The following is a 24,879-nucleotide window of genomic DNA, read 5'->3' on the forward strand; positions in this document are numbered from 1 at the left end:
AAGAACGGAGCTTTTTTGTGACCTATGACGCCCTGATACCCGTCATCCGGCGGCTGGCCCTTCAGGCAGGCGACAAGATCATGCAGATCTACGAGGCGGATGATTTCGACGTCAAAGTCAAATCCGATTCCAGTCCGGTGACCGAGGCGGATGAGGCCGCAGATGCGCTGATCTCGGCCGGGCTGCGCGAAGCTTTTCCCGAAATTTTACTAGTGACTGAAGAGCAGGCGGACTCGCACTCGGAAAAAGGTGAGACCTTTCTGATCGTCGATCCGCTGGACGGCACCAAGGAATTCATCAACCGTCGAGGCGATTTCACAGTGAACATCGCATTTGTTGAGAACGGCGTACCGACGCGCGGCGTAGTTTATGCGCCTGCCCGAGGCCGGATGTTCTATACTCAAGCCGATGGGCAATCGGTTGAAGAGACAGGTGATCTGGACAAGGATAATGCAGGCGAGACAGCTCCGATTTCAGTCTCTAAACCGGACAATACAGCGTTGATGATCGTGGCGTCCAAATCGCACCGCGATCAGGCGACTGAGGATTACATCAACAAATATCAGGTGCGCGACAGCAAGAGCGCCGGGTCGTCGCTGAAGTTCTGTCTGGTCGCAACGGGTGAGGCTGACCTTTACCCCCGCGTGGGCCGCACAATGGAATGGGACACCGCAGCGGGCCATGCAGTACTAGCCGGTGCTGGTGGAAATGTCGTGCGCTTTGATGACCACACCCCGCTGACCTACGGCAAAGACGGCTATGCCAACCCGTTTTTCATCGCCTATGCTCCGGGTGTCGACCTGAAGGAAGCCTGATGTCTGTTCTGATCGTCATTCCCGCCCGCTACGCGTCGACCCGCTATCCGGGCAAACCTCTGGTGCCGCTGACCGGGGTCAATGGTACAGCCATGACACTGATCGAACGGTCCTGGCGCGCCGCCATTTCGGTCGCGGGTGTCGATCGCGTCGTCGTGGCGACAGACGATGACCGCATTCGCGAAGTATCCGAGGGGTTCGGGGCCGAAGTGATCATGACCTCGGATACCTGTCGCAATGGCACCGAACGCTGCGCCGAGGCGCATACGGCGCTGGGCAGCGGTTATGAGATCGTAGTGAACCTGCAGGGCGATGCACCATTGACGCCGCACTGGTTTGTCGAAGACCTGATTTCAGGCTTGCGCGATGCCCCTGAGGCCGGTGTGGCCACCCCGGTTCTGCGCTGCGATGGCGACGCTCTGAATGGGTTGTTGAATGACCGCAAACACGACCGCGTTGGGGGTACGACAGCAGTGTTTGGCAATGATCACAGTGCGCTCTATTTCTCGAAAGAGGTAATTCCATTCACCTCTGAGACCTATGCCAACGATGATCCAACTCCGGTCTTTCATCATGTCGGAGTCTACGCTTATCGGCCAGATGCACTGGCAGACTATCCCTCCTGGCGGACCGGCCCGCTGGAAACTTTGGAGGGCCTTGAACAACTGCGTTTCATGGAAAACGGTCGCAAGGTTCTGTGCGTCGAGGTGGAAGCCAAGGGCCGTCAGTTTTGGGAACTGAACAACCCCCAGGATGTCGCCAAGATCGAAGAAATGATGGCCGCGATGGGACTGGAATGAACCATATTCTGGTCACCGGCGGCGCGGGCTATATTGGTTCGCATGCCTGCAAGGCGCTTGCAAAGGCGGGCTATATTCCGGTGACCTATGACAATCTGGTCACCAGTTGGCAGGATGCGGTGAAATTTGGTCCGTTCGAGCGGGGCGACCTACTGGATCGCGCGCATCTGGACGCCGTCTTTGCCAAATACCAGCCAGCCGCCGTGATGCATTTCGCAGCCCTCAGCCAAGTGGGTGAGGCAATGTCCGAGCCTGGCAGGTACTGGTCGAACAATGTGACCGGCTCTTTGACGTTAATCCAAGCGGCAGTCGACGCGGGCTGTTTGAATTTCGTCTTTTCATCGACCTGCGCCACTTATGGCGAACACGACAATGTCGCGCTCGATGAAACCTCACCTCAACATCCTCTGAACGCCTATGGCGCCTCAAAACGCGCGATCGAAGATATCCTGCGTGATTTCGAATTCGCCTACAGGCTAAACCATGTGATCTTCCGATATTTCAATGTCGCCGGGGCCGACCCGGATGCCGAAATTGGTGAATTCCATCAACCCGAGACCCATCTGGTGCCGCTGATGCTGGACGCTGTCGCCGGTAAGCGCGATGGTCTTACAGTGTTCGGCACCGATTATGACACGCCCGACGGCACCTGTATTCGCGATTATGTGCACGTCTGCGATCTGGTCGATGCGCATGTTCTTGGTCTGAAGTGGCTGGAGCAAGGCAAAGAGAGCCGTCTGTTCAATCTGGGTACCGGATCGGGATTTTCGGTTATGGAAGTGATCGAGCATTCGAAGGCCGTCACCAATCGAGCGGTGCCCTACAGCATCGGCCCACGCCAGGCAGGGGACTGTACATGTCTGGTATCCGGTTCAAGCTGCGCAGAAAAAGAGCTGGGCTGGATGCCAAAAAGATCAACGTTAGAGACGATGATCACCGATGCGTGGCGCTGGCATCAGAATGGCAGCTACAAAAAGTGAGCACAAAGGATCAGCCGCTAAGCTGGGGGCAGCGATACAAACTGCGCCTAAAGCGTAAGCGGCTTTTATTGCGGTCTTTTCGTAGCCGCCATCAGCTAACTTCGCGTGCAGACAAAACGCAACAAATCGCGCCGGGAGCTATCCTTGCTTTTACCACTCTACGGAACGAGATCAGCCGATTGCCGTGGTTTTTTCACCACTACCGGACGCTGGGTGTAGATCATTTTCTGATTGTGGATAACGGCAGCGACGACGGATCGACCCAGTACCTGCTTGATCAGCCGGATGTATCGCTGTGGCAGACAACTGCTAGCTATCGTGCGTCCCGGTTCGGATTGGATTGGCTGACATATCTACAGTGGAAATTTGGCCACGGGCATTGGACGCTTATGGTCGATGCCGATGAATTGCTTGTCTATGCCCATCACGACACGCATTCGTTGAACGATTTGACGGGCTGGCTGGACGCGCGTGGGCAGTCCGCCTTTGGCGCATTGATGCTGGATCTGTTTCCCAAAGGCCCAGTGGGCACACAGTACTATGACCCGCAATCCGATCCTACGGATGTTCTGAACGGGTTCGACCCCGGCCCCTACAGATCCCAACGTCAATTTCCATTGGGCAACTTGTGGGTTCAAGGCGGGACGCGCGAGCGAGTTTTCTTTTCGGACCGCCCTGAAAGATCCCCGACTCTGAACAAAATCCCTTTGGTCCACTGGTCGCGACATATGGCTTATGTGAATTCCTGCCACTCCGTCCTGCCGCGAGCCTTGAATTTTGAATATGACGGGCCAGAGGGGCAGGCTCCTTCGGGCGTTTTGCTGCACACGAAATTCCTGCCGGGGGTTGTAGAAAAATCGCAGATCGAAAAACACAGGCGCCAGCATTTCCACGACCCTGAAAAATTCAGCACATATTATGATGGGATTATTAATAAACCCGATCTTTGGGGGTCTGATTCTGTAAAGTTGCGCGATTGGCAACAATTGGAGACTTTGGGGCTGCTGAACGGTGGCAGCTTTCCAGCCACTACGGGGAAGTAAACGGGATATAAACCCATTGCTTCGCAAGGTAGCTAGATGTCATAAAACGATGACGGCTCGGCACCACTCAGGCCTCAGGCGGCCCCGGGCAGACTCGCGTATATCAAAAAAGGTTGGGCAGCCGCGTGAGCCTTTTGGATTCCTATCGCATGAGATTGCGACGCAAGCGTCGCCTTTTGCGTTGCCTGCGCAAAAGACGCGAATTGAAGGCGATACAGAATAACACGCCAGATATTCGCCCGCAGGACATCTTGTTGATGAGCGTCGTGCGAAACGAATGTATCCGCCTGCCCTATTTTCTCGATTACTACCGCAAGCTTGGCATTAACCATTTCCTATTCGTCGACAACAATAGCAATGACGGAACGCGTGAGTATTTAACCGGCCAGCCAGACGTGTCACTTTGGTGGACGGATGGCAGCTACAAACGGTCGACGTATGGGCTGGATTGGTCAAATTATCTGCTGCGAACCTATGCCCACAAACACTGGGTTTTGACAGTCGATCCGGACGAGTTCTTTGTTTACCCGTTTTGTGATACACGCCCGATAAAGGCGTTGACCGACTGGTTGGACGACACCAGCGTGCGTAGTTTCGGCACGATGCTGATCGACATGTATCCCGAAGGGCCAATCGAAGACACGCCCTATCGCGCCGGTCAGGATCCGTTAGAGATCGCCCCGTGGTTTGACTCGGGCAACTACATGATCACTCGGAATCCCACCTATGGGAACCTGTGGATCCAAGGTGGTGCCCGAGCACGGGTTTTCTTTCATGATACGCCCGAAAAAGCCCCTGCACTGAACAAAATCCCTTTGGTGAAATGGCATCGCCGCTACGCCTATGTCAGCTCTACCCATGCGCTGCTGCCCCGTGGCCTCAATCAAGTTTATGAGGAGCGCGGGGGTGAGAAGACCAGCGGCGCGCTGCTGCATGCCAAGCTGATCGAAACTCTGGGCGACAAAGCGTACGAGGAGCTAAGCCGCAGCCAGCATTACAGCGGTTCGGAAGAATACAAAGCCTATGCCGAACAGTTGCAGAATAAACCTATTTTCTGGAACAACTGGTCCGAGAAATACATCAACTGGCGACAGCTTGAGATCCTCGGCATGATGTCAAAAGGGAACTGGGCATGAGCAGCCTGGGCATCGTCATGCTGGTGCACACCGCACTCGACCGAGTAGAGCAGGTGGCGCGGCATTGGACCGCATCGGGCTGCCCGGTCGTGATCCATGTAGATCGCAAAGTGGCCAACTCGGCCTATTCCACTCTGGTCACTGCGTGCTCAGACAACCCGCTAATCCAGTTCTCGGATCGACATGTCTGTGAATGGGGTGGTTGGGGCATCGTTGCGGCCTCGCAATCCGCTGCAAACCAGATGTTGGACAGTTTCCCGAAGGTGCGTCACGTTTATCTTGCCTCAGGTTCTTGTTTGCCGCTTCGCCCTGTGGGCGAGCTGATAGATTATCTGGCTGATCGCCCCCGCGTTGATTTCATCGAAAGCGCCACAACACGCGATGTCAGCTGGACCATGGGGGGGTTGGATCTTGAACGCTTCACGCTGCGTTTTCCGTTCTCATGGCGCAAACAACGGAGATTGTTTGACGCATACGTGCGGCTTCAACGCGCAGCAGGCCTGCGCAGGGCCATCCCTGAAGGTCTGGTGCCCCATATGGGCAGCCAATGGTGGTGCCTGACACGGCAAACCCTGTCAGCCATTTTGCAGGACCCCAAGCGACCGGACTATGACCGGTATTTTCGGAGGGTCTGGATCCCGGACGAAAGCTATTTCCAAACACTTGCGCGCCTGTATTCCACGCATATCGAAAGCCGGTCGCTGACACTGTCGAAGTTCGACTATCAGGGCCGACCTCATATGTTCTACGATGACCACCTACAATTGCTACGCCGCTCGGATTGCTTTGTGGCGCGGAAAATCTGGCACGAAGCAGACAGGCTGTATCAATCCTTTTTGTCGGATGAAAACAGCGCGATGACACCGGCTGAGCCCAATCCGGGAAAGATCGACCGAGTGTTTTCTAAAGCTGTCGAGCGGCGCATTCGCGGCCGGGACGGATTGTACATGCAGAGCTGTTTTCCGCGCGCGACAAGCGAACGCGGCCTAACTGCTTTTCCTTATTCCGTGCTTCAAGGCTTTTCAGAGCTGTTTGAAGATTTCGAGCCCTGGCTTGCAAATGTGACGAGTGCACGGGTGCACGGACATCTGTTTCACCCGGAGAAGGCGCAATTTGCAAACGGTGGCACAATGATGAACGGCGCGCTTCCCGATTGCGCGTCTCTCCGCGACTACAATCCGACTGCATTCCTGTCGAACGTCATCTGGAACACACGGGGCGAGCGCCAATGTTTTCAATTCGGACCGAATGATGCCCAACAGATCAACGAGTTCCTGTTGCGCGATCTGAACGCCAGTATTGCAATGATCACCGGGGCCTGGGCGGTTCCCTTGTTCAGGTCCAACATGAACTTTGCCGATATTCGGTGTGAAGCTGCCCGTTTGCAGCAGCGGGAAACAAAGCAGCTTGAGTTGCTGGATACAGCCCGCGCAAGCTCTAGAATACGGGTCTGGACCATGGCTGAGTTCGTGGAATCCCCCATGGAACACCTGCAGACCGTGCTTGAAGATATGGGTGCGCCCCAGCCCACCCACTTGACCGAGGCACCCACGATGGTGGATCTGACGGGGTTTGGTAAGTTTCTGCAGAATCTCAAAAACCAGGGCATGCATCCCTATTTGATGGGTGATTTTCCTGTTAACGATGTATTTGGCGGACAAGCCAAATCGTTCAAAAAGCCCTATCTGGTGCAGTAATTAAAGATGACCCGCCGCTTCGATTACTTCATCGTACTGGCCGATATGCGTACTGGCTCGAACCTGTTGGAGTTGCAGTTGAATACGCTCGACGGGGTGACCTGTCACGGTGAGGCGTTCAACCCCTACTTCGTCGGCCTGCCAAAACTGGATAGCGTTCTTGGGTTTACCCTGGAAGATCGCGAGAACGACCCTCAGGCTCTGATCGATGCGATCCGAAACGCACCGGGTGAGATGAACGGCTTTCGATTCTTCAGTGATCACGATGCGCGTGCTCTTGGGCCTGCGCTTGATGATCCACGCTGTGCCAAGATCATCCTGATGCGCAATCCTCTGGACAGCTACATCTCGTGGAAAATCGCGTTGGAGACCAAGCAGTGGAGATTGGTAAACATCAAGCAGCGCCGCGACGCGCAGGTCACCTTCGACACCGAAGAGTTCTGTGACCAACTTGAACAACGGCAGGCGTTTCGACAGACCGTTCTCAAGCACTTGCAAACCACAGGGCAGACGCCGTTTTATATAGACTATGACGATCTGAATGACCTGGACGTTCTGAACGGGCTTGCAGCCTGGCTGGGCGTCAGCGCACGGCTTGCCGAGCTGAACCAACATCTCAAGCGCCAGAACCCTGCACCCGCCTTGTCGAAAGTGACCAATCCAGACGACATGGAGCAGGCACTGTCACAGTACGACTGGTTCAAGTTGCACCAAATCCCAAATTTCGAGCCGCGCCGCGGTCCTGCCGTCTCGCGCTATGTGGGCGCGGCAAACACGCCCCTGATGTATCTACCCGTGCGCGGTGGCCCCGAGGCGGAAGTGGCGCAATGGCTTGCCGATCTCGATGGAGTCACAACCGATGACCTGATCACTGGCCGCAATCAGAAACAGACGCGTCAATGGATGCAAAGCCATCCCGGTCACCGCAAATTCACAGTGCTGCGGCATCCGTTGGCGCGCGCGCATGCGGTATTCTGTGACCGTATCCTACACACCGGCCCCGGCGCCTATGTCAGCATCCGCAATATGCTGAGCCGGCGTTACAAAGTGCCGCTGCCTGCCAAAGGTGATCTAGGTGCTTATTCACTTGACCAACATTACGAAGCTTTCTCGGCATATCTGGGCATGTTGCGCAGTATTCTTGCCGGTCAGACCCCGATCCGCGTCGATGGAGAATGGTGCGGGCAGGCGCAAACACTGGAAGGCATGGCTGGATTCACCCTACCCGATCTGATTCTGCGTGAGGTTGAGGTGGCAATCAAATTGCCCGAGCTTGCCCGTCAAGTGGGACACGAAGCACCGCCAACTCCGGTGAAGGCAAAGCCTGATGTGCCCTTCTCGCTGGATCAAATTTACGATGCACGGCTTGAAGCGCTGGCAGCCGAAGCCTACCAGCGCGACTATGTGCAGTTCGGGTTTGGTGCTTGGAAACCGCTTTGAGTCAGGGACGCAGAGTGATGACCGTTCCCTCGTTCACCATCGCGTAAATCTCTTCGATCTCATCATTTTTCACAGCGATGCAGCCCGCTGTCCAATCAGGCGTCTTCTTCGCACGCTTGAACTCGGATCGCAAATTGGGCTGCCCGTGAATGAAGATGTCGCCCCCCGGGTCAACACCTGCAGCCTTGGCTTTGGCCCGGTCTTCCGAATTGGGATACGAGATACCCAGCGACAGATGATAGCGGCTGCGCGGGTTGCGGCGGTCGATCAGATAAGTGCCCTCAGGCGTGCGGCCGTCGCCTTTTTTGGTTTTTGTGCCTCTGGGCGCAAATCCCAGATCGACATCATATTCCCGTAAAATCTGCTCGTTATGAAGAAGATACATCTTGCGTGCGCCCTTGTTGATGACCAATGAGGTCACCTCGGGCCCGCGATAAGAAAGAAATCTGGGTTTCGCTGAGGCGCACGCTGAAAGGCTCAGCGTTGCCATCGCGCCCATTCCAAATGCTCGACGATCCATAGTTTTCACTGCCTGATGCTCTTTTTTGCCAATTATTATGCCAGATTTGCGCGAAACTTAAATCACTTTTTGATGTACGACTGTTCCGTCAGGCGGCGTTCAATCGACTCGAGCCTTTCAAGAACCTCGTCACGATAGGCGTCTGTTTTGACCTCATCCTCGGCATGGTGGGCATCCTGCATCGAGTTCACGATCAGACCAACCAGAAGGTTAACCACCGCAAAGGTGGTCACCATGATGAAGGGAACAAAGAATAGCCAGGCGTAGGGATAGACCTCCATCACCGGGCGGACGATCCCCATGGACCAGCTTTCCAGCGTCATGATCTGGAACAGCGTATAGGCAGACATGCCCAGATCACCGAACCAATCCGGAAAGCTGTATGAGAACAGTTTGGTCGAGATCACCGCGCCGATATAGAACAAAATCGCCATCAGCAGGAACACGCTGGCCATGCCCGGCAGCGCCGAGATGAAGCCTTCGACTACTCGGCGCAGGCGCGGCGCAACGGAGATGACGCGCAATACCCGCAAGATACGCAGTGCCCGAAGAACAGAAAGCGCCCCCGCGCTGGGGACAAGGGCGGCACCCACAATCACAAAGTCAAAAATGTTCCAGCCGCTTGTGAAGAACCGACGCCCGGTCGCGATCAGTTTCACCACGATTTCGATGACGAAGATGGTGAGGCACAGTTTATCAAGCGTCACGATCAGCGGGCCTGCCGCCTCCATCAGCGTGGGTGATGTCTCCATCCCCAACAGGACCGCATTGAACAGGATCACGCCAGTGATGAACTTCCCGAAAGTCGGCGCTTCGATGATGGGCAGCAGTCGTTGGGCGATCACCATGCGGGTGGTCCTTATCTCAGGGTTAATTGTTCAAAATGAACCGAGCGGCAAGTTCGGTGTGTGACGACCATCGAAATTGGTCAACCACCTGCACCCATTCAAGGGTATATCCGGCGTTAACCAATATTTTTGCATCACGAGCAAAGGTGATCGGGTTGCATGAGACATAGGCGACCACCGCACGCTTGGCCTGTGCCAGCTCAGCCACCTGTGCTTCGGCCCCCGCACGCGGTGGGTCTAGCACCACAGCATCGAATTTCTTGAGCTCATCGGGCATGAGCGGGCGGCGATACAGATCTCGGGCCTCGGTTGTGACCTGTTTCAGGCCTTGCGCCTTGCGCCATCCCTGATCCAAGGCCTTCGTCATTTCGGCCTCGCCCTCGACCGCATGCACCTCGGCTGTCTGTGCCAGCGGTAGTGAGAAAGTTCCGCATCCCGCGAATAGATCGACGATCCGCTTGGCTCCCAGCGTCGCATCGGAAACGGCCTGTAATAGAGCCTGTTCTCCATCCTTGGTGGCTTGCAAAAACGCCCCGGGCGGCGGGATGACGCCAGCGTTTCCAAAGCGTTGGATCGGAGGCTCACGCATGGCGATTACTTCATCATTCCAACTGAGCCGGGCAAGGCCGTGGTGCTCGGTCGCTTGCGCGAGCGCAAGTACCAATGGTCCATCCAGCGGTTTGCCTCCTTTGACCGCCACATCCAGACCGACTTCGGACAGGGTCAGCGTTACGGCCAACACGCCTTTGCGGCTGCCACCCAACATGGCCAGCGCTTCGGCCACCGGAATGGCGTCGATCAAGGTGGGATGCAGCAGGTGACAATCCGGGATTTCGGTGATCGTGTTCGAAGCGCGTCCGTGAAACCCGGCCAGAGTGCCCTTTTTAGTGCGCCGAACGGCGATGGTCGCACGGCGGCGCGATCGCTCGGGCGAGGTGTGAATGGGCCGCATCGGGGCATCGAGCCCCTGCGCGGCGAGCGCGTTGCGCACCACGTCGACCTTCCAGTCGGCGACAAACTCATCGGCGGCGTGCTGCAGCTGGCAACCCCCACAGGCTTTGTAGTGACGGCAGGGTGCATTGACCCGCTGATCCGAGGGCGTTTCGACACGGATATCACTGAGGAACTGCCCCAGCAATGTGCCGCTGACCACCTCACCCGGCAGGGTTCGGGGGGCGTAGATCGGACCATCGGCGATCCCGTCGCCCTGATGTCCAAGGCGGTTAATGGTGTAGTGCTGCGTCATGGGGGCCTGATACCGGGGGTTTGCGACCAACAAAACCCCTTATTCTGCCGCCTCCGCCTGAATGAACCCGCCCGACTGGCGGTGCCAGAACCGGGCATAAAGCCCGCCACGTTCCAACAGTGCCTCATGTGTACCGCTTTCGACGATATGCCCATGATCCAGAACAATGATCCGGTCCATCTCGCTGAGCGTGGAGAGACGGTGCGCGATCGCCAGAACCGTTTTACCCTGCATCACCCGGTGCAGCGCGGCCTGAATCGAGGCCTCGACCTCGGAATCCAGCGCCGAGGTCGCCTCGTCCAGAACCAATATCGGCGCGTCTTTCAGGATGGCACGGGCCAAAGCGATCCTCTGCCGTTGTCCGCCGCTGAGTTTCACACCCCGCTCACCCAGATGCGCATCATAGCCCTTACGCCCCTGCGCATCCTCAAGCCCCAGGATGAATTCATGCGCCTCGGCCTTGGTCGCGGCCTCAATCAATTCAGCCTCAGTCGCGTCAGGACGGCCATAGAGGATGTTCTCGCGCGCCGAGCGGTTGAACATCGCAGTTTCCTGCGTAACCATCCCGATCTGTTGGCGCAGACTGTCCTGTGTCACTTGAGAGACATCCTGCCCGTCAATTGAAATGACGCCATTTTCCCCGTCATAGAGCCTAAGCAGCAGTGAAACCAAAGTGGATTTCCCCGCACCCGAGGCCCCGACAATGCCCAGCTTCTCACCCGGAGCTGCGGTGAAATGCAGGTCAGACACGCCGCCCACATCGCGGCCATAGGCAAAACTGACATGGTCAAAGGCGATCTCACCTTCCGAGACCACAAGCGGAGTCGCATTCAGGGCATCTTCGACCCGGTCGCGCTTGGTCAAGGTATGCATCCCGTTCTCGATCTCGCCAACATTGGCGTATAGGCCCATCAACGTGAAACTGACCCAGCCGGTCATTTGTGAGATACGGATCGCCACGGCGCCAGCCGCTACGATATCCCCGGCAGTCGCGCCGCCCATCCGCCAAAGCCACAGCGTCGCACCGATCAGCAGGACTGGCAGAACCCCGGCTAGCGTCATCAGGATGAACCGGAAACTGGCCGACAACTTGCCGAATTCCAGCGACCGTTCTCGCAGGTCGACCATAGAGTTGCGCGCAGCGTGGTCTTCGAATTCCGAATGAGCGAACAGTTTGACCGTCTTGATATTTGTAATCGTGTCGACCACTTGCCCCGACACCATCGCCCGTGCTCCAGCACGCGCGGCAGAGCGCACACGAATGCGTGGAAGATACCAGCGCACCAGCAGGAAGTAGACAACCAACCAAGCGGCGAACGGGACCATCACAAGCGGATGAATAGACCCTAACAAAAGCAATGACCCCGCCAGCGAGGCCAAGGCGAACACAATCGCGCTGATGGTTTCGGACACCACCTGCGTCATCGCATTTGAGGTTTGCATCTGTTTTTGGGCAATCCGCCCGGCGAAATCATCGTCGAAATAGATCACCGATTGACCCAGCGTCCAGCGGTTCAGCTTGGCTAATACCAGTGGTGTGATGTTGGGCATGACGATGTAGTTATTCGCGATCGATGACAGCCCAAACAGCGCGGGACGCAACAGCATGAAGAATGCGACAGCACCCAAAATGATCGCAAGATTGCCGCCGGTCAAAAACGCGTCGGGCCCGCTGGTTGTAGTCAGATCGATAACCCGCCCCAAGACCCAGGCGGTGCCGGCCTCCATAGCGCCTGCAATTGCCGAGAACGCAGCAGCGACGAATAGCATCGGCCAGGCGCCGGACAGGCTCCAGCGAATGAACGCCCCCAGCGTTTGCGGCGGGGGCGTTTCGATGTCTTTGAACGGTTGGATGAGGTCGGCAATCCTCATTCAGCGGCCTCCGGGTTCAGGAAGCCCCCAGATTGCCGCGCCCAGAACTGGGCGTAAAGCCCTCCTTGCGCCAGCAATTCGGAATGGCCGCCCTGTTCGACGATGCGACCACCATCCATCACCAGAATGCGGTCCATCTGCGCAATCGTGCTGAGCCGGTGCGCAATGGCGATCACGGTCTTGCCTTGCATCATGCCGTAGAGTGTTTCCTGTATCGAAGCTTCGACTTCGGAATCTAGGGCGGATGTCGCCTCATCCAACAGCAAAATCGGTGCATCTTTAAGGATCACACGCGCCAGCGTCACCCGCTGCCTCTGACCGCCAGACAGTTTCACACCCCGCTCGCCAACATGCGCATCATAACCGGTGCGCCCTTCCGGGTCCCGCAGATCGAGGATGAACTCATGCGCTTCGGCCTGTTTTGCGGCGGCGATCATCTGATCCTCGGTCGCATCAGGTCGGCCATAAAGAATATTAGCCCGCACCGAGCGGTGCAGCAGAGCGCTGTCTTGCTGAACCATCCCGATATGGCTGCGCAAACTGTCCTGCGTGACCTTCGAAATATCCTGACCATCAATCAGTATCGCACCCTGTTCAACATCGTAAAACCGCAAAAGTAGCTTTACTAGAGTCGATTTTCCTGCCCCCGACCGACCGATCAGTCCGATTTTTTCGCCTGGTTTGATCGTCAGATTGACGTGATCCAGCCCACCGGCTTCGCGGCCATAATGGTGTGAAAGATCGCGGATTTCGATTTGGCCATTGCCCAGACGCAAGGGCTGCGCATCAGACTCGTCCAACAAATCGATGGGTTGCGCGATGGTTTGCATACCCTCAGCAACGATGCCGAGTTCCCGGAAGAAGCTGGTCAACGCCCACATGATCCATCCGGTCATGGCATTCAGCCGCAGCGTCAACGCAGTGGCGGCGGCCACCACACCGACCGTAGCGCTACCTTGCGCCCAAAGCAGGATCGCCCAGCCAACGACACCCACGATCAGCACACCGTTCAACGCAACCAGTGCGGCATCCATAATGGTGAAAATCCGCATCTCGATCTGGAATGTGCGGCGGGTTTCTGCAATCGCCTCGCGTGCATAATCCTGTTCCTGTGTGTCATGGGCAAACATCTTGATGGAGTGAATGTTGGTATAGCTGTCCACCACGCGCCCCGTTACGGTCGAACGCGCATCAGACGCGGCTTGCGACGCGGGTCCGACCCGCTTGACGGTCCACCGAACCAAAGCGCCATAAAACACCAGCCAAATCAATAACGGCAGCAACAGGCGCAGATCGGCCGCCATCAGCAGTATGGCCGCGCCGATCATGTAGGCGATCGAGAAGGAAATCGCGTCAAAGACCTGAAACACAACCTCGCCCGCAGCGGGCGGGGTCTGAACAACCCGGTTGGCGATGCGGCCGGCAAAGTCATTTTCGAACCAACCCACCGATTGTCGCAGAACATGTTTGTGCGCCCGCCAACGGATCAGCGTGCCAAAGTTCGGCAGGATCGTGTTGTTGAGCAGCAAGACGTCAACCAGCTGCAGAATGGGACGAATGAACAGAATCAGCGCGGCGACCACGATCAGCTCTGTCCTATGCGCCTGCCAAAATTCAGCGGGTGAACTTCCCAGCAGATCCACAACGCGGCCCATATAAAAGATCAGTCCGACCTCGACCGCAGCAACCATCACGGACATCAGTGCGGCCAGCACGAAAACGCGTTTGAAAGGCTGCGAATAGCCCAACATGAAAGGCCACAGCCGCGTAGGTGGGGTATCTACCTGTTCATAGGCGACAAAAGGGTCAATGAGGTTTTCGAAGTAGCGAAACATAGAGAGTGCTCCGATTGAGCAAAAAATAGGTCATGCGAAGAAAGATGGCGCCAGAACACCACCCCTACGGGTCAAAGTGTTCCGGGCTTTAGCCGAACCAGATCCCGTAATACATTCGCATTCCTCCCTCCATATGAGTCAGGCGCACCCTGCCAAATCAAATCGGGTTTGTCATCCCTTTTTGAGACTTCAATTTATTCCGCCAGCAATTCTTCGCGGCTGAGCGTGAAATCCGACGCGATCCACCGCGCCTCAAGCTCGGCCAGTTTTTTGCCCAGCGCGGGACCCGAGAAGGCTGGGATCAAATCCGACGCCTTAATCGGGAAACTGGCTGCGGCCCCATGTTGCAATGCTTGGCTCAGGTCTTCTGACCATGGCTGTTCAAGAAATGCGTGGCGCAAAAGCGTCTCGTGCAAACCGCCTTCCGAGCCATAGCGGTAACCCAGTTCCGCGACGCTGGTCATCGCCATCGCTTCGTCGCGCATCCGGGTCAGTCTTTGCAGTTGCGCACGGCTGAGGCGCAGGGTTTTTGCGACTTCAGGCGGTGCAATTGCAGCCAAACGGCGAATCGCTTCGGACGCGGCGTGGGCGTCTTGTTCCAACTTGATAAGGATCGCCAAAGCCCGGTCATCCGCACCGGCTAGAAGCTGCGCCAGAACACCTGTGCTGCGCATGGCGGCAACCGACGGAGCGGGGTCAGGCGCAGCGAGAAGTTTCAGCATCTCGGCCCCAACCCTTTCGCGGGAAAGTGTCTCTAACCCGCCCAAATTCGCAGCAATCGCATCCAGCGCATCGGGGTCGAAGCCCTGGTCTGCATCACCGTACCAAGCGTGAAAGCGGAAGTATCTGAGCGATCGCAGGTAGTCTTCGCGGATGCGATCACTGGCCTCCCCGATGAACCGCACGCGACGCGCCTGTAGATCCGGCAAACCGTTCAGCGGATCAAGGATTGTGCCGTCAGGTTTGGCATAAAGCGCGTTCATGGTGAAATCACGACGCGCGGCGTCTTCTTCGACCTTGTCGGAAAAGGCGACAACCGCGCGGCGGCCATCCGTTTCGACGTCCCGCCGGAACGTCGTGACCTCATGCGGAATGCCCTTGCTGACGACGGTTACCGTGCCGTGTTCGATCCCCGTTGGGATCGGCTTCAACCCAGCTATCTGCGCCAGTTCCACAACCCGTTCCGGCCTTGCATCTGTGGCAATGTCAATATCCGAGACCGGAGCCTGCAGCAAAGCATTACGCACACAACCACCGACAAAAAGCGCTTGCGCCCCGCCTTCGGTCAGGGCGGTGCATACATCCTGTGTGGATTGTTCGGTTAACCAGTCTTCCGTGATCCGCTTCATTCACTCATCCGCGCTGCCAGTCCCCGCAGCATCCGCGCCGTCGCACCCCAGATGTAATAGGGGCCATAGGGCACGGCATAGTAATACCGTCTTTGACCACGCCAACGGCGCGACTCGACGACATAATTCTCTGGGTTCAGGACATGCGCAAGCGGAACTGAGAAGACCTCATCCACTTCCCCGGGTTCTGCGACAGTCTCGAAGCTGGTTTCAAGGATCGCAACAACGGGCGTGACCGAAAAAGAAGTCACGGTTTCATGAATGGGCAAATGGCCCAAAATGCGCGGCAATTCGGGTGGAAGGCCGATTTCTTCCCGGGCTTCGCGTAAGGCGGTGGCCGTGACATCCGCGTCACCTTCATCCTGTTTTCCACCCGGAAAGGCAATCTGGCCCGGGTGGTGCTTCAACGCCGAAGAGCGCTTGGTCAGGATCAACTGCGGCACATCGCCGACCATGGAAACAGGCACTAACACACCCGCAGGGCGCAGTTTGCGCCCCGCAGGCAGCACCGTCTCCGGGTTCAGATCAAAGTCACTGGACCCATCGCCATCACGACACAGAGCCGCTGTCAGTTCCGAAATCAGATCACGCGCCATCCGGACCTTCGGCCTCGAACCCAACAGTTGTTGGGTCCAGCACGTAATGTGCACCGCAGAACTGGCAGTCGGCCGTTACAGTGCCCTGATCGGTCGTCATCTTCTCGATATCCTGCGCCGAATAGATCGACAGACTTTGCCGTACGCGATCTTCGGAACAGGTGCAGCCGAACTGCACTTGCTGCGCATCGTATACACGGGGCTGTTCCTCGTGAAACAGACGCACCAGCAGGTCGGTCGGAGCGATCACCGGCCCTATCAATTCCAGATCATCCACGGTGTCGAGCAAGATGTTGACGCGACCCCAGTTTTCACCTTCTTCGCCATCCACAAGGTCCGAGGCGGTCAGGATCTCTCCGTTGCCCTCCCCCGACGCGGCAAAGGGCGAGGCCTTGGGCATGTGCTGCAACATAATCCCGCCTGCGCGCCAGTGTTCCCCGACACCGGGCTCGGTCGATTTGCCGAAGCTCAGTGAAAACCTGGTTGGCAGCTGTTCAGACTGTGCAAAGTAAGCCTCGGCACAGGCGCTCAGCGATCCGCCGGCCAATGGCGTGATGCCTTGGTAGGGCTGCGTGCCCTCGCCCTGATCGATCATGATGGCGAAATAGCCCTCACCCACCTGATCGAAGGGGGCAGCATCGGTCAGCCGGTCACGATCAAAGCTGGCGTAGGCACGGATCTGCGCGGGCTCACCTTCAACCTGCGGCGCGTAGTAATCGGTTGCGATCATCCGTACGGCGCCCTTGGACTGCACCTGCAAAGACAGCTTCCAGCGCAGCGATACTGTCTGCCCGATCAAAGCGGTCAGCAGGGCCATCTCGGCCACCAGCGCCTCGACCACCTCAGGGTAGTCGTGCTGTTTCAGGATGCCGTCCAACACACCGTCCAGCCGCGCCACACGGCCACGCATGTCGGGTATATCGAGTTGAAAGGGCAGGACCGTGTCGTCCCACGCGATTTTGGTTCCAATGGACATGGGGTTTCCTTAAGCGCCACAGGTTGGCATACCGCCACCATATAGGTTGAACAGTTTTGGTTGAAAGGGGCCTTACATGATCAGACGGTTCGGTGAAAGCCCCGAGGCAGATCGTAAATACACCCGGCGTGTCGGCGTATATGCTCTGCTGCCTCAAGGCAACCGATTGTTGCTAACCTGTCAGCTGGAACCTGGCCCCGATCTTCAGCTGCCGGGCGGTGGCATCGATCCCGGGGAATCACCCATTACGGCGCTTCACCGTGAGGTTTACGAAGAAACCGGTTGGCTGATCGCCGCACCCCGGCGCGTGGGTGCGTTTCGGCGATACACCTACATGCCGGAATACGACCTGTGGGCCGAGAAAGTCTGCCTGATCTACCGCGCCCACCCCGTCCGTCGCCTAGGCCCTCCGACCGAAGACATTCATGAGGCCATTTGGATGGAGACCGCAGATGCCGTTCATCTGTTAGGCAATGAGGGCGACGCCCATTTCGCCCAGCGCCACCTGCATGGGCTCTAAGGTCCGTTATATTCGAAAAACACTGCAGAGACGTCATCGGTCATGCCGCTGTCTGGCGACATCACCTGATTGAGTCGCCAAAACATATCCTCGAGGAATTCCGGCCCACCGTTATCTTCAGCGCACTCGACAGCCATTGACCTAAGCCCGTCTTCATCCAGCAAACTGCGATCGGCGAGCTGACATTCTGTAAACCCGTCCGAGTGCAACAGCAGCTTGTCGCCCGGCTGCATATAGGTTTCGGTTTGCTGAAACTGTGCTTCCGGCAGCAGACCAATTGGCAACCCACCTTCGCCCAAAAACTCGGTTTTGCCATCATGGCGCATCAGCAGCGGATGCGGGTGACCTGCCTGCACCATTTTTAGATGTCCGTTGCGAAGATCAACGATGGCATAAACCATCGTAAAATACTCTTCGATCCCGGTGTCGGCGATCAGACGGGAGTTGAGCAGAGACGCGACCTCTTCGGGCGGTAGCAAGGCGTAGAATTTGCTGAACCGTCGTTCCATCGCGATGTTCTGGTCGAAATGCGTACTCGACAGATACCCGCCCAGACGAGCCGTCATCATCGCGGATGTGATGCCATGGCCTGAGACATCGATACTATAGAACCCCAGCCGATTAACACCGGGTGAGAACATTCCAACAAGATCGCCGCCGATATGCCCACAGGGTTTCAAAAGCAGACTAACCTGAGATTTACCAAAGGTTCCCTTCAACTCGGGCACCAGCGATTCCTGAATCTTTCGCGCCTGCATCAGATCTTTGTCGATCGCGTCGTGCGCAAGCTTGAGTTCATTCAACGCCGTTTCGATCAGTTTGTTTTTTCGCGACAATTCCCGTTGCATGTCCAAAATGCGTGCACCCACCGAGATGCGCGCACGCAGCTCATCTGCCTCCAGCGGTTTGATCAGGAAATCATCCGCCCCGGCATCCAGTCCGCGCGCGACCTCCTGCTTTTCGCTTTTTGAGGTCAGAAGGATGAAATAGCTATATTGCTCACTGTCCAGCTCTCGAAAGGCGCGGCAGAACTCCAGCCCGCCCATGCCCGGCATGACCCAATCGCTAAGCACCAGATCGGGCGGGTCGGTGGCGCAAAGCTCAATCGCGGCTTCACCGCTGTCGGCTTCAAGAACCTCGAATCCCCATTTTTTCAGCGAGGCCACCAGAATGCGCCGCTGAAGACGGCTGTCGTCCACAACAAGAACCTTGCGGATCGCGCCAAAATCCAGCTCGACCCGGGCCTCTACATGACTGGCATCCGGCACCATGAAGTCCCTGTACTTGCTCAACTCTCCAGTTGTCGCAACGCTACGCCGGTCAGCTTAACATCCTATGAAACTCAAATGACCACGATTTAACCCCACGTTTACCGGCAGCGGTCTACCAATATGCAACTGCAAGAGGGTGGCATGATTCAGTGGTCCAGAGTCAGACAGTTACGTGATGAGGTCGGCGCAGAAGAATTCGACGAGGTTGTCGAGATCTTTCTGGACGAGGTTCAGGAGGTCATCAAGAAGCTGCGCGATGATACGGCCCGGATCGAGATCGAGCAGAACCTGCATTTCCTGAAAGGCAGCGCATTAAGTCTTGGGTTCGACAGCTTCTCGAAGCTATGTCAGGACGGCGAGCGACGGGCTGCTGCGGGCGACGGCGCTGCAGTCGATCTGGGTGAAATCTGTACGGCTTATGACGCATCGAAAGCCTTGTTTCAGGCGGGTCTCGCCGAAAACCTGCTCTAAATTACAAACTGCGCCAGGGTCTCGTCCTCGGTGATATCTGTATACGTGAACCCTGCGTCATCCAGATGCGCGAACAGACGCATAAAATTCTCGGGTTTGCGGGTCTCTATTCCGATCAGAACAGAACCAAAGTTGCGTGCCGATTTTTTCATGTATTCAAATCGTGCAATATCGTCCTCTGGGCCAAGGATACCCAAGAACTCTTTCAACGCACCAGGGCGCTGCGGTAGTCGTAGGATGAAGTATTTCTTCACGCCTGAATAGCGCTGCGCGCGCTCTTTCACTTCAGGCAGGCGCTCGAAATCAAAATTGCCTCCAGAAGTCACGCAGACCACTGTCTTGCCACGGATAAAGCTCTGGACATCGGCAGCCGCCTCAATCGCCAAGGCACCAGCTGGCTCCAAAACGATGCCTTCGACATTCAGCATCTCGATCATGGTGGTACAAATCCGATCCTCGGACAGGACCAAAACATCTGACAGGTGACGATCCTTCAGCAGCTCAAAGGGTTTCGCACCAATTCTTCCGACCGCCGCGCCGTCTACAAAATTGTCCACGTGGTCCAACGCCACCGGATGTCCCGCTGCCATTGCCGCATGCAAGCACGCGCCGCCTTTTGGCTCCACAAATAAACAATGCGTCCGGCCCCCAAACCACGTCGCGACCCCCGAAGACATTCCGCCACCGCCAACAGGCAGGATCACGTGATCAGGCACGCCGCCCAATTGCGCTTCGATCTCAACCGCCAGAGAGGCCTGTCCCTCGATCACATCCGCATCGTCGAACGGAGACAAGAAATGCCCACCCTGCTCTGCACACCAGGATTGAGCGGCGGACAGAGTATCGTCGAAATAGTCACCGGTCAGATGTATCTCGATATTGTCACCACCAAAGATACGGGTTTTCTGTGTCTTCTGCTGCGGCGTTGTCACCGGCATAAAGATCACGCCCTTCACGCCCAGATGCTTGCACATATAGGCCACGCCCTGCGCGTGATTGCCTGCGCTGGCACAAACGAATAGCTCCTGCCCCTGCTGCTTGCGCATCGCATTGAATGCGCCGCGGATCTTGTAGGACCGCACCGGGCTGAGGTCTTCGCGCTTGAGCCAGATATCCGCGCCATAACGGTCGGACAGATGGGCATTCCGCTGTAGAGGCGTTGCTGGAAAAACAGAGCGCATCGCTTGTTCGGCAGCACGGGCACGGGTCATGAAATTGGTCATGTCGATTTCCCTGCCCGATCACCGCTGAAAGGGCAAGGAATACATATGTGTACGGGCTCAGGACAACTCGCGTTTCTCGATGAACACACCATAGATCGTCGTCAGGATGCTAACATTGATCAATGGGACGATCAGCATGCTCGCAAACAAGACAATGAAGATACCGATGATCGGGACGAACAGCAGCAGTGACGCGAGTAGCTGAAGCAACAATTGGAAGAGGATGGACAAGACGACCAGAAGTGCAATTGCTCCGCTTGCGCCAGAGGTCGCCTGCCAAGCTTCAGACAGCTTTAGCGGTTTTCCGATCGCTGCGGCGGGCAAAATCGCGGAGGCCCGATAGAAACCGATGGTGAGAAAGATAATCAAGCCCAGCCAAACCAGAATTCCTAGCACTGCAGAGGCTTGCGCCACCATGCTCATGATCAACGTCCCCGGTATCATGATGATAAGAGCGATTAGGCCGAGCATCAGGAGACGCCCGAAATAGGCGAGCACACGGTCGAACCTGAAAGGCGGAACCAAACCGCTTGGATATTCCTCAAGAAGAACAAAGCGGTGCCACGACACGACAATCCAAAGCATGACCCCAAAGATAACGGCCATAAAGCAAAGCAGAAATCCGGTGAAGGATGCCGCCGTTACACCGTCAGGGAAGCCAGTGGTTTCACTGTTAAATTCTTCAAACGGGATGCCGAACAGAAAGAACAAGCCAATGGCAAAGAAGCCGCCAATCAACGCTGGTACCACAGAAATCTGCAATGCCTGTGTCAGATTCCTAAGAACCATTCTCACCGAATGCACGAATATCTCTAATCCCAGCATAAAAACCGCCCTCTCAACTATTCCTTGTTCTCTAACGGACCGTTTCACCTCAATTCCCGCCCTGCGTCAATCCACACAGCTTGCCCCCGCGTCCAAAACCCGCTAGGGGCCAGTCGTTCTACGCATAAAGGGAAGTCAGATGTCCGCGCCCAAGAAAGTTGTTCTGGCCTATTCCGGTGGCCTTGATACCTCGATCATTCTGAAATGGCTGCAGACCGAGTATGGCTGTGAGGTCGTGACCTTTACCGCCGATCTGGGTCAGGGCGAGGAGCTTGAGCCCGCCCGCAAAAAGGCAGAGTTGCTTGGGATCAAGCCCGAGAACATCTATATCGAGGACATCCGAGAAGAGTTCGTGCGCGACTTCGTCTTCCCCATGTTCCGCGCCAACGCGGTTTATGAAGGTCTATACCTGCTCGGTACGTCCATCGCGCGACCTCTGATCTCGAAACGTCTGGTTGAGATTGCTGAGGCGACCGGTGCTGATGCCGTTGCCCATGGCGCGACCGGCAAGGGCAACGATCAGGTGCGGTTCGAACTGGCGGCTTACGCGCTGAACCCCGACATCAAGGTTATTGCTCCATGGCGCGAGTGGGACCTGACCAGCCGCACCCGTCTGCTGGAATTTGCCGAGGCGAACCAAATTCCGATTGCCAAGGACAAACGCGGCGAGGCGCCCTTCTCGGTCGATGCCAACCTGCTGCACACCTCGTCCGAGGGTAAGGTTCTGGAAGACCCCGCCGATATGGCACCCGACTATGTCTATCAGCGCACGGTCCACCCCGAGGATGCGCCGAATGAGCCGGAATTCATCGAGATCGGCTTTGAAAAAGGCGACGCGGTCAGCATCAATGGTGAGGCGATGAGCCCCGCAACCATCCTGACCAAGCTGAACGAATATGGCGGCAAGCACGGTATTGGCCGTCTCGATCTGGTCGAAGGACGCTTCGTTGGCATGAAATCGCGCGGTATTTACGAAACCCCCGGCGGCACCATCCTGCTGGAAGCGCATCGTGGCATCGAATCCATCACCATGGACCGGGGTGCGATGCACCTGAAGGACCAGCTGATGCCGCAATATGCCGAGCTGATCTATAACGGCTTCTGGTACAGCCCTGAGCGTGAGATGCTGCAGGCCGCCATCGACAAGTCGCAAGAACATGTCACCGGCACTGTGCGCGTAAAGCTGTACAAAGGTTTGGCCTCGACCGTGGGCCGCTGGTCGGATCACTCGCTCTATTCCGAAGCACACGTGACCTTTGAGGAAGACGCCGGCGCATACGATCAGAAAGACGCAGCAGGTTTCATCCAGCTGAACGCACTGCGCCTGAAACTCTTGGCGGCGCGTGACAAACGACTGAACAAGTAAGCAATCAGAATTCGAAAAACGGCCCCGGTGCCCTATAAGGCGCCGGGGTTTTTCTTTGCACGGTTCCCGTCAGGTCAGGCTTGCGCGGATCAGGTGTTTTTCTTTACGCACACGTCAGCCAAAGAAGGACAGATCATGCTGCAAGACATCGCCGACGGAATTCAGAAAGGTCTGAATGGCAAGGGCTTTGACGGATCACTGAAATTCGATTGCGGTAAGGATGGCGTGATTGTTCTGGCCGACAACACTGCCTCAACCAAAGATCGCGAGACCGATTGCACCATTCGCATCTCGCGCGAGAACTTGACCAAACTGCTGACCGGCAAGCTGAACCCGATGACCGGGGTTGCTTTGGGCAAGCTGAAGATCTCGGGCAATATGAGTGTGGCGATGAAACTGGGGCAGTTGCTGGGCTGATAAACTCGTCTCACCAGCGCGTGACAAATCATGTCAGCGCATTGCGCAAGCGCGATCCAGCGGGCAGCTTGGTTTCGGAAGGAGACCTGCCATGACCCGGACCACTTACCTTGATTGCCTGAAACCTTCGCTTCTGTTTGTGCTGATCCTGTTGGTCGCAATGCTGCGCGCCTTGCCAGCCCCTGCGGCGGGGACAGAAACGCTGACCGTAGCCGGGGGCTGTTTCTGGTGTGTCGAATCCGATTTCGAATCTGTGCCCGGGGTAATAGGTGCAGTTTCGGGTTATACGGGCGGTGCAACCGAGAACCCAACCTATGATCAGGTCTCAAAAGGCGGAAGCGGGCATTACGAGGCGGTGCAGATCACCTTCGATCCCGCCCGCGTTTCCCGTGAAACCTTGCTGAACATGTTCTTCCGTTCGGTCGATCCAACGGACGCGGGAGGTCAGTTCTGCGATCGTGGTGAGAGTTATCGGACCGCCATTTTCGTCTCTAACACAGGGGAAAAGGCGTTGGCGCAGCAGGCCAAGAGCAGCGCGCAAAACGCGTTGGGTCAAACGGTGGTCACACCGATCCTGCAGGCCGGCACGTTTTATCCGGCGGAAGCCTATCATCAGGATTACTACAAGGGCGACAAGCTGGTCCTGACCCGGTTTGGTCCCAAGCGCCAGAAAAACGCGTACAAAGCTTATCGCAAAGCCTGCGGTCGCGATGCGCGCGTCAAGCAATTGTGGGGAAGCGAAGCACCCTTTGCCGGTTCCTAATCCAGCTGCGCTTCGCGTACCTCTTTTAGATCAGGAATAACATCAGCTGTCCCATGCCGCGTGACCATCAGGGCCGCTGCACGGTTTGCTTGTGCAATTGCCTGCTCCATTGGCATGCCCCGATCCATGCCCGCCAGCACATAGCCGGTAAAAGTGTCACCAGCACCCGTGGTATCCACGGCGTTGACCTTATGCGCCCGATACGCTTGTGGTTTATGACCCCGCTGATAATACCGCGCACCTTTTGAGCCAAAGGTGACGATAACATGCTCGACCTGCAGGTCTGACGGGGCCAGGCCCGTTGCATCCTGCAATTGCTCAGCTTCGACTTCGTTGAGGATCAAAAAGTCCAGATACGGCAGAACCGCCTGTACCGCCTCGGCTTGAAATGGAGCGGCCGCATAGCACACGGTCAGCCCCAGTTCGCAACCCAGTTTGGCGGCCTCAATTTGAGCATTGGTTTCGTTCTGCATCACCAGCAGGTCACCCGAAACGGCCGAGGACAACGCCTGTCCTAGTTGGTCATTCGAAATGGCATGGTTGGCACCCTGAAACAGCACAATCAGGTTTTCGCCCTGTGCGTCCACCGCGATGATCGCGTGACCCGTGGGTACATCCACCTCAGCAATATGCCGCGTGTCCACGCCATATTCGGTCAGCCTGTCCCGCGCCCAAAGGCCATCTGACCCGACCGCGCCGATATGCGAAACCCGTGACCCCGCGCGGGCCGCAGCCACCGACATGTTGGCGCCCTTGCCGCCCAGAAACCTCTGCAACTCGCTGGCCGCCAGTGTCTCACCCGCTGCGGGCAAATGCGGCAGGGCATAGACCATATCCGCGTTGATAGAGCCTAGGTTCCATATCGTCATG

At 56.7% G+C, this 24,879-nt stretch carries 24 protein-coding genes; 12 read left to right on the forward strand and 12 right to left on the reverse strand.

Annotated elements, in window-relative coordinates:
• The first annotated feature begins 17 nt into the window (after positions 1-17).
• From cysQ to ACR3EJ_RS03735, 7 genes are all read left to right on the forward strand, one after another.
• Positions 18-815, forward strand: coding sequence for a 3'(2'),5'-bisphosphate nucleotidase CysQ (gene cysQ, locus ACR3EJ_RS03705; RefSeq protein ID WP_170471042.1), 798 nt, complete (start codon positions 18-20; stop codon positions 813-815).
• Positions 815-1,615 carry a 3-deoxy-manno-octulosonate cytidylyltransferase family protein gene (locus tag ACR3EJ_RS03710; protein ID WP_170542589.1) on the forward strand — a complete coding sequence of 267 codons (801 nt, stop codon included), beginning with the start codon at positions 815-817 and terminating at the stop codon, positions 1,613-1,615. Before cysQ ends, ACR3EJ_RS03710 begins: the two co-directional genes overlap by 1 nt.
• Positions 1,612-2,595: a UDP-glucose 4-epimerase GalE gene (galE, locus tag ACR3EJ_RS03715; protein ID WP_170542587.1), complete on the forward strand. Its 984-nt coding sequence runs from the start codon at positions 1,612-1,614 to the stop codon at positions 2,593-2,595. The genes ACR3EJ_RS03710 and galE overlap by 4 nt, the downstream gene beginning before the upstream one ends.
• Positions 2,592-3,638: a glycosyltransferase family 2 protein gene (locus ACR3EJ_RS03720; RefSeq protein WP_170542585.1), complete on the forward strand. Its 1,047-nt coding sequence runs from the start codon at positions 2,592-2,594 to the stop codon at positions 3,636-3,638. The genes galE and ACR3EJ_RS03720 overlap by 4 nt, the downstream gene beginning before the upstream one ends.
• Positions 3,639-3,787: 149 nt before the next feature.
• On the forward strand, positions 3,788-4,774 hold the full coding sequence (locus ACR3EJ_RS03725; RefSeq protein ID WP_170542583.1) for a glycosyltransferase family 2 protein: 987 nt from the start codon (positions 3,788-3,790) through the stop codon (positions 4,772-4,774).
• On the forward strand, positions 4,771-6,471 hold the full coding sequence (locus ACR3EJ_RS03730; protein WP_170542581.1) for a DUF5927 domain-containing protein: 1,701 nt from the start codon (positions 4,771-4,773) through the stop codon (positions 6,469-6,471). Before ACR3EJ_RS03725 ends, ACR3EJ_RS03730 begins: the two co-directional genes overlap by 4 nt.
• Before the next feature lie 6 nt (positions 6,472-6,477).
• Positions 6,478-7,911, forward strand: coding sequence for a sulfotransferase family protein (locus ACR3EJ_RS03735; RefSeq protein WP_170542579.1), 1,434 nt, complete (start codon positions 6,478-6,480; stop codon positions 7,909-7,911).
• Between the two features lies 1 nt (position 7,912).
• On the opposite strand, the gene ACR3EJ_RS03740 is transcribed toward ACR3EJ_RS03735, so the two are convergent.
• The 8 genes from ACR3EJ_RS03740 to hslO form a co-directional block, all read right to left on the reverse strand.
• Entirely contained in the window at positions 7,913-8,431 is a 519-nt protein-coding gene (locus ACR3EJ_RS03740; RefSeq protein WP_170542577.1) for a L,D-transpeptidase family protein, read from the reverse strand.
• Positions 8,432-8,493: 62 nt separating this feature from the next.
• On the reverse strand, positions 8,494-9,279 hold the full coding sequence (locus tag ACR3EJ_RS03745) for an ion transporter (protein WP_170542575.1): 786 nt from the start codon (positions 9,277-9,279) through the stop codon (positions 8,494-8,496).
• Positions 9,280-9,301: 22 nt separating this feature from the next.
• Positions 9,302-10,525, reverse strand: a complete 1,224-nt coding sequence (locus tag ACR3EJ_RS03750; RefSeq protein ID WP_170542573.1) for a class I SAM-dependent methyltransferase — start codon at positions 10,523-10,525, stop codon at positions 9,302-9,304.
• Positions 10,526-10,564: 39 nt separating this feature from the next.
• A complete protein-coding gene (locus tag ACR3EJ_RS03755) occupies positions 10,565-12,397 on the reverse strand; it encodes an ABC transporter ATP-binding protein (RefSeq protein ID WP_170542571.1) in 1,833 nt (610 codons plus the stop codon).
• Positions 12,394-14,232 (reverse strand): ABC transporter ATP-binding protein, encoded by a 1,839-nt coding sequence (locus ACR3EJ_RS03760; protein ID WP_170542569.1) that lies wholly within the window; start codon positions 14,230-14,232, stop codon positions 12,394-12,396. The genes ACR3EJ_RS03755 and ACR3EJ_RS03760 overlap by 4 nt, the downstream gene beginning before the upstream one ends.
• Before the next feature lie 194 nt (positions 14,233-14,426).
• A complete protein-coding gene (locus ACR3EJ_RS03765) occupies positions 14,427-15,581 on the reverse strand; it encodes a CCA tRNA nucleotidyltransferase (protein ID WP_170542567.1) in 1,155 nt (384 codons plus the stop codon).
• Positions 15,578-16,177, reverse strand: coding sequence for a CoA pyrophosphatase (locus ACR3EJ_RS03770; RefSeq protein ID WP_170542565.1), 600 nt, complete (start codon positions 16,175-16,177; stop codon positions 15,578-15,580). The genes ACR3EJ_RS03765 and ACR3EJ_RS03770 overlap by 4 nt, the downstream gene beginning before the upstream one ends.
• Positions 16,167-17,153 carry an Hsp33 family molecular chaperone HslO gene (gene hslO, locus ACR3EJ_RS03775; protein ID WP_170471069.1) on the reverse strand — a complete coding sequence of 329 codons (987 nt, stop codon included), beginning with the start codon at positions 17,151-17,153 and terminating at the stop codon, positions 16,167-16,169. The genes ACR3EJ_RS03770 and hslO overlap by 11 nt, the downstream gene beginning before the upstream one ends.
• Positions 17,154-17,229: 76 nt before the next feature.
• Between hslO and ACR3EJ_RS03780 the strand changes: the two genes are divergently transcribed.
• Complete coding sequence (locus ACR3EJ_RS03780; protein WP_170542563.1) at positions 17,230-17,673, forward strand: NUDIX hydrolase; 444 nt, start codon at positions 17,230-17,232, stop codon at positions 17,671-17,673.
• Here the strand turns inward: ACR3EJ_RS03780 and ACR3EJ_RS03785 are convergent.
• A complete protein-coding gene (locus ACR3EJ_RS03785) occupies positions 17,670-18,944 on the reverse strand; it encodes a SpoIIE family protein phosphatase (RefSeq protein WP_170542683.1) in 1,275 nt (424 codons plus the stop codon). The two genes, ACR3EJ_RS03780 and ACR3EJ_RS03785, sit on opposite strands and share 4 nt — an antisense overlap.
• 141 nt (positions 18,945-19,085) lie before the next feature.
• Between ACR3EJ_RS03785 and ACR3EJ_RS03790 the strand changes: the two genes are divergently transcribed.
• A complete protein-coding gene (locus ACR3EJ_RS03790; protein WP_260023602.1) occupies positions 19,086-19,415 on the forward strand; it encodes an Hpt domain-containing protein in 330 nt (109 codons plus the stop codon).
• Here the strand turns inward: ACR3EJ_RS03790 and ilvA are convergent.
• Complete coding sequence (ilvA, locus tag ACR3EJ_RS03795; RefSeq protein ID WP_170542559.1) at positions 19,412-20,638, reverse strand: threonine ammonia-lyase IlvA; 1,227 nt, start codon at positions 20,636-20,638, stop codon at positions 19,412-19,414. The two genes, ACR3EJ_RS03790 and ilvA, sit on opposite strands and share 4 nt — an antisense overlap.
• A gap of 57 nt (positions 20,639-20,695) precedes the next feature.
• Entirely contained in the window at positions 20,696-21,463 is a 768-nt protein-coding gene (locus ACR3EJ_RS03800) for a hypothetical protein (protein ID WP_170542557.1), read from the reverse strand.
• A 139-nt stretch (positions 21,464-21,602) separates the two neighbouring features.
• On the opposite strand from ACR3EJ_RS03800, the gene ACR3EJ_RS03805 reads away from it, so the two are divergent.
• From ACR3EJ_RS03805 to msrA, 3 genes are all read left to right on the forward strand, one after another.
• Positions 21,603-22,829 (forward strand): argininosuccinate synthase, encoded by a 1,227-nt coding sequence (locus ACR3EJ_RS03805; protein WP_170471079.1) that lies wholly within the window; start codon positions 21,603-21,605, stop codon positions 22,827-22,829.
• Positions 22,830-22,964: 135 nt separating this feature from the next.
• Positions 22,965-23,246, forward strand: a complete 282-nt coding sequence (locus ACR3EJ_RS03810) for an SCP2 sterol-binding domain-containing protein (RefSeq protein WP_170542555.1) — start codon at positions 22,965-22,967, stop codon at positions 23,244-23,246.
• 91 nt (positions 23,247-23,337) lie between these two features.
• Positions 23,338-24,009, forward strand: coding sequence for a peptide-methionine (S)-S-oxide reductase MsrA (msrA, locus tag ACR3EJ_RS03815; protein ID WP_170542553.1), 672 nt, complete (start codon positions 23,338-23,340; stop codon positions 24,007-24,009).
• On the opposite strand, the gene ACR3EJ_RS03820 is transcribed toward msrA, so the two are convergent.
• Positions 24,006-24,878: a ribokinase gene (locus ACR3EJ_RS03820; protein ID WP_170542551.1), complete on the reverse strand. Its 873-nt coding sequence runs from the start codon at positions 24,876-24,878 to the stop codon at positions 24,006-24,008. The genes msrA and ACR3EJ_RS03820 overlap by 4 nt on opposite strands.
• Between the last annotated feature and the right edge of the window lies 1 nt (position 24,879).

The sequence above is a fragment of the Ruegeria sp. AB11 genome, assembly GCF_056536325.1.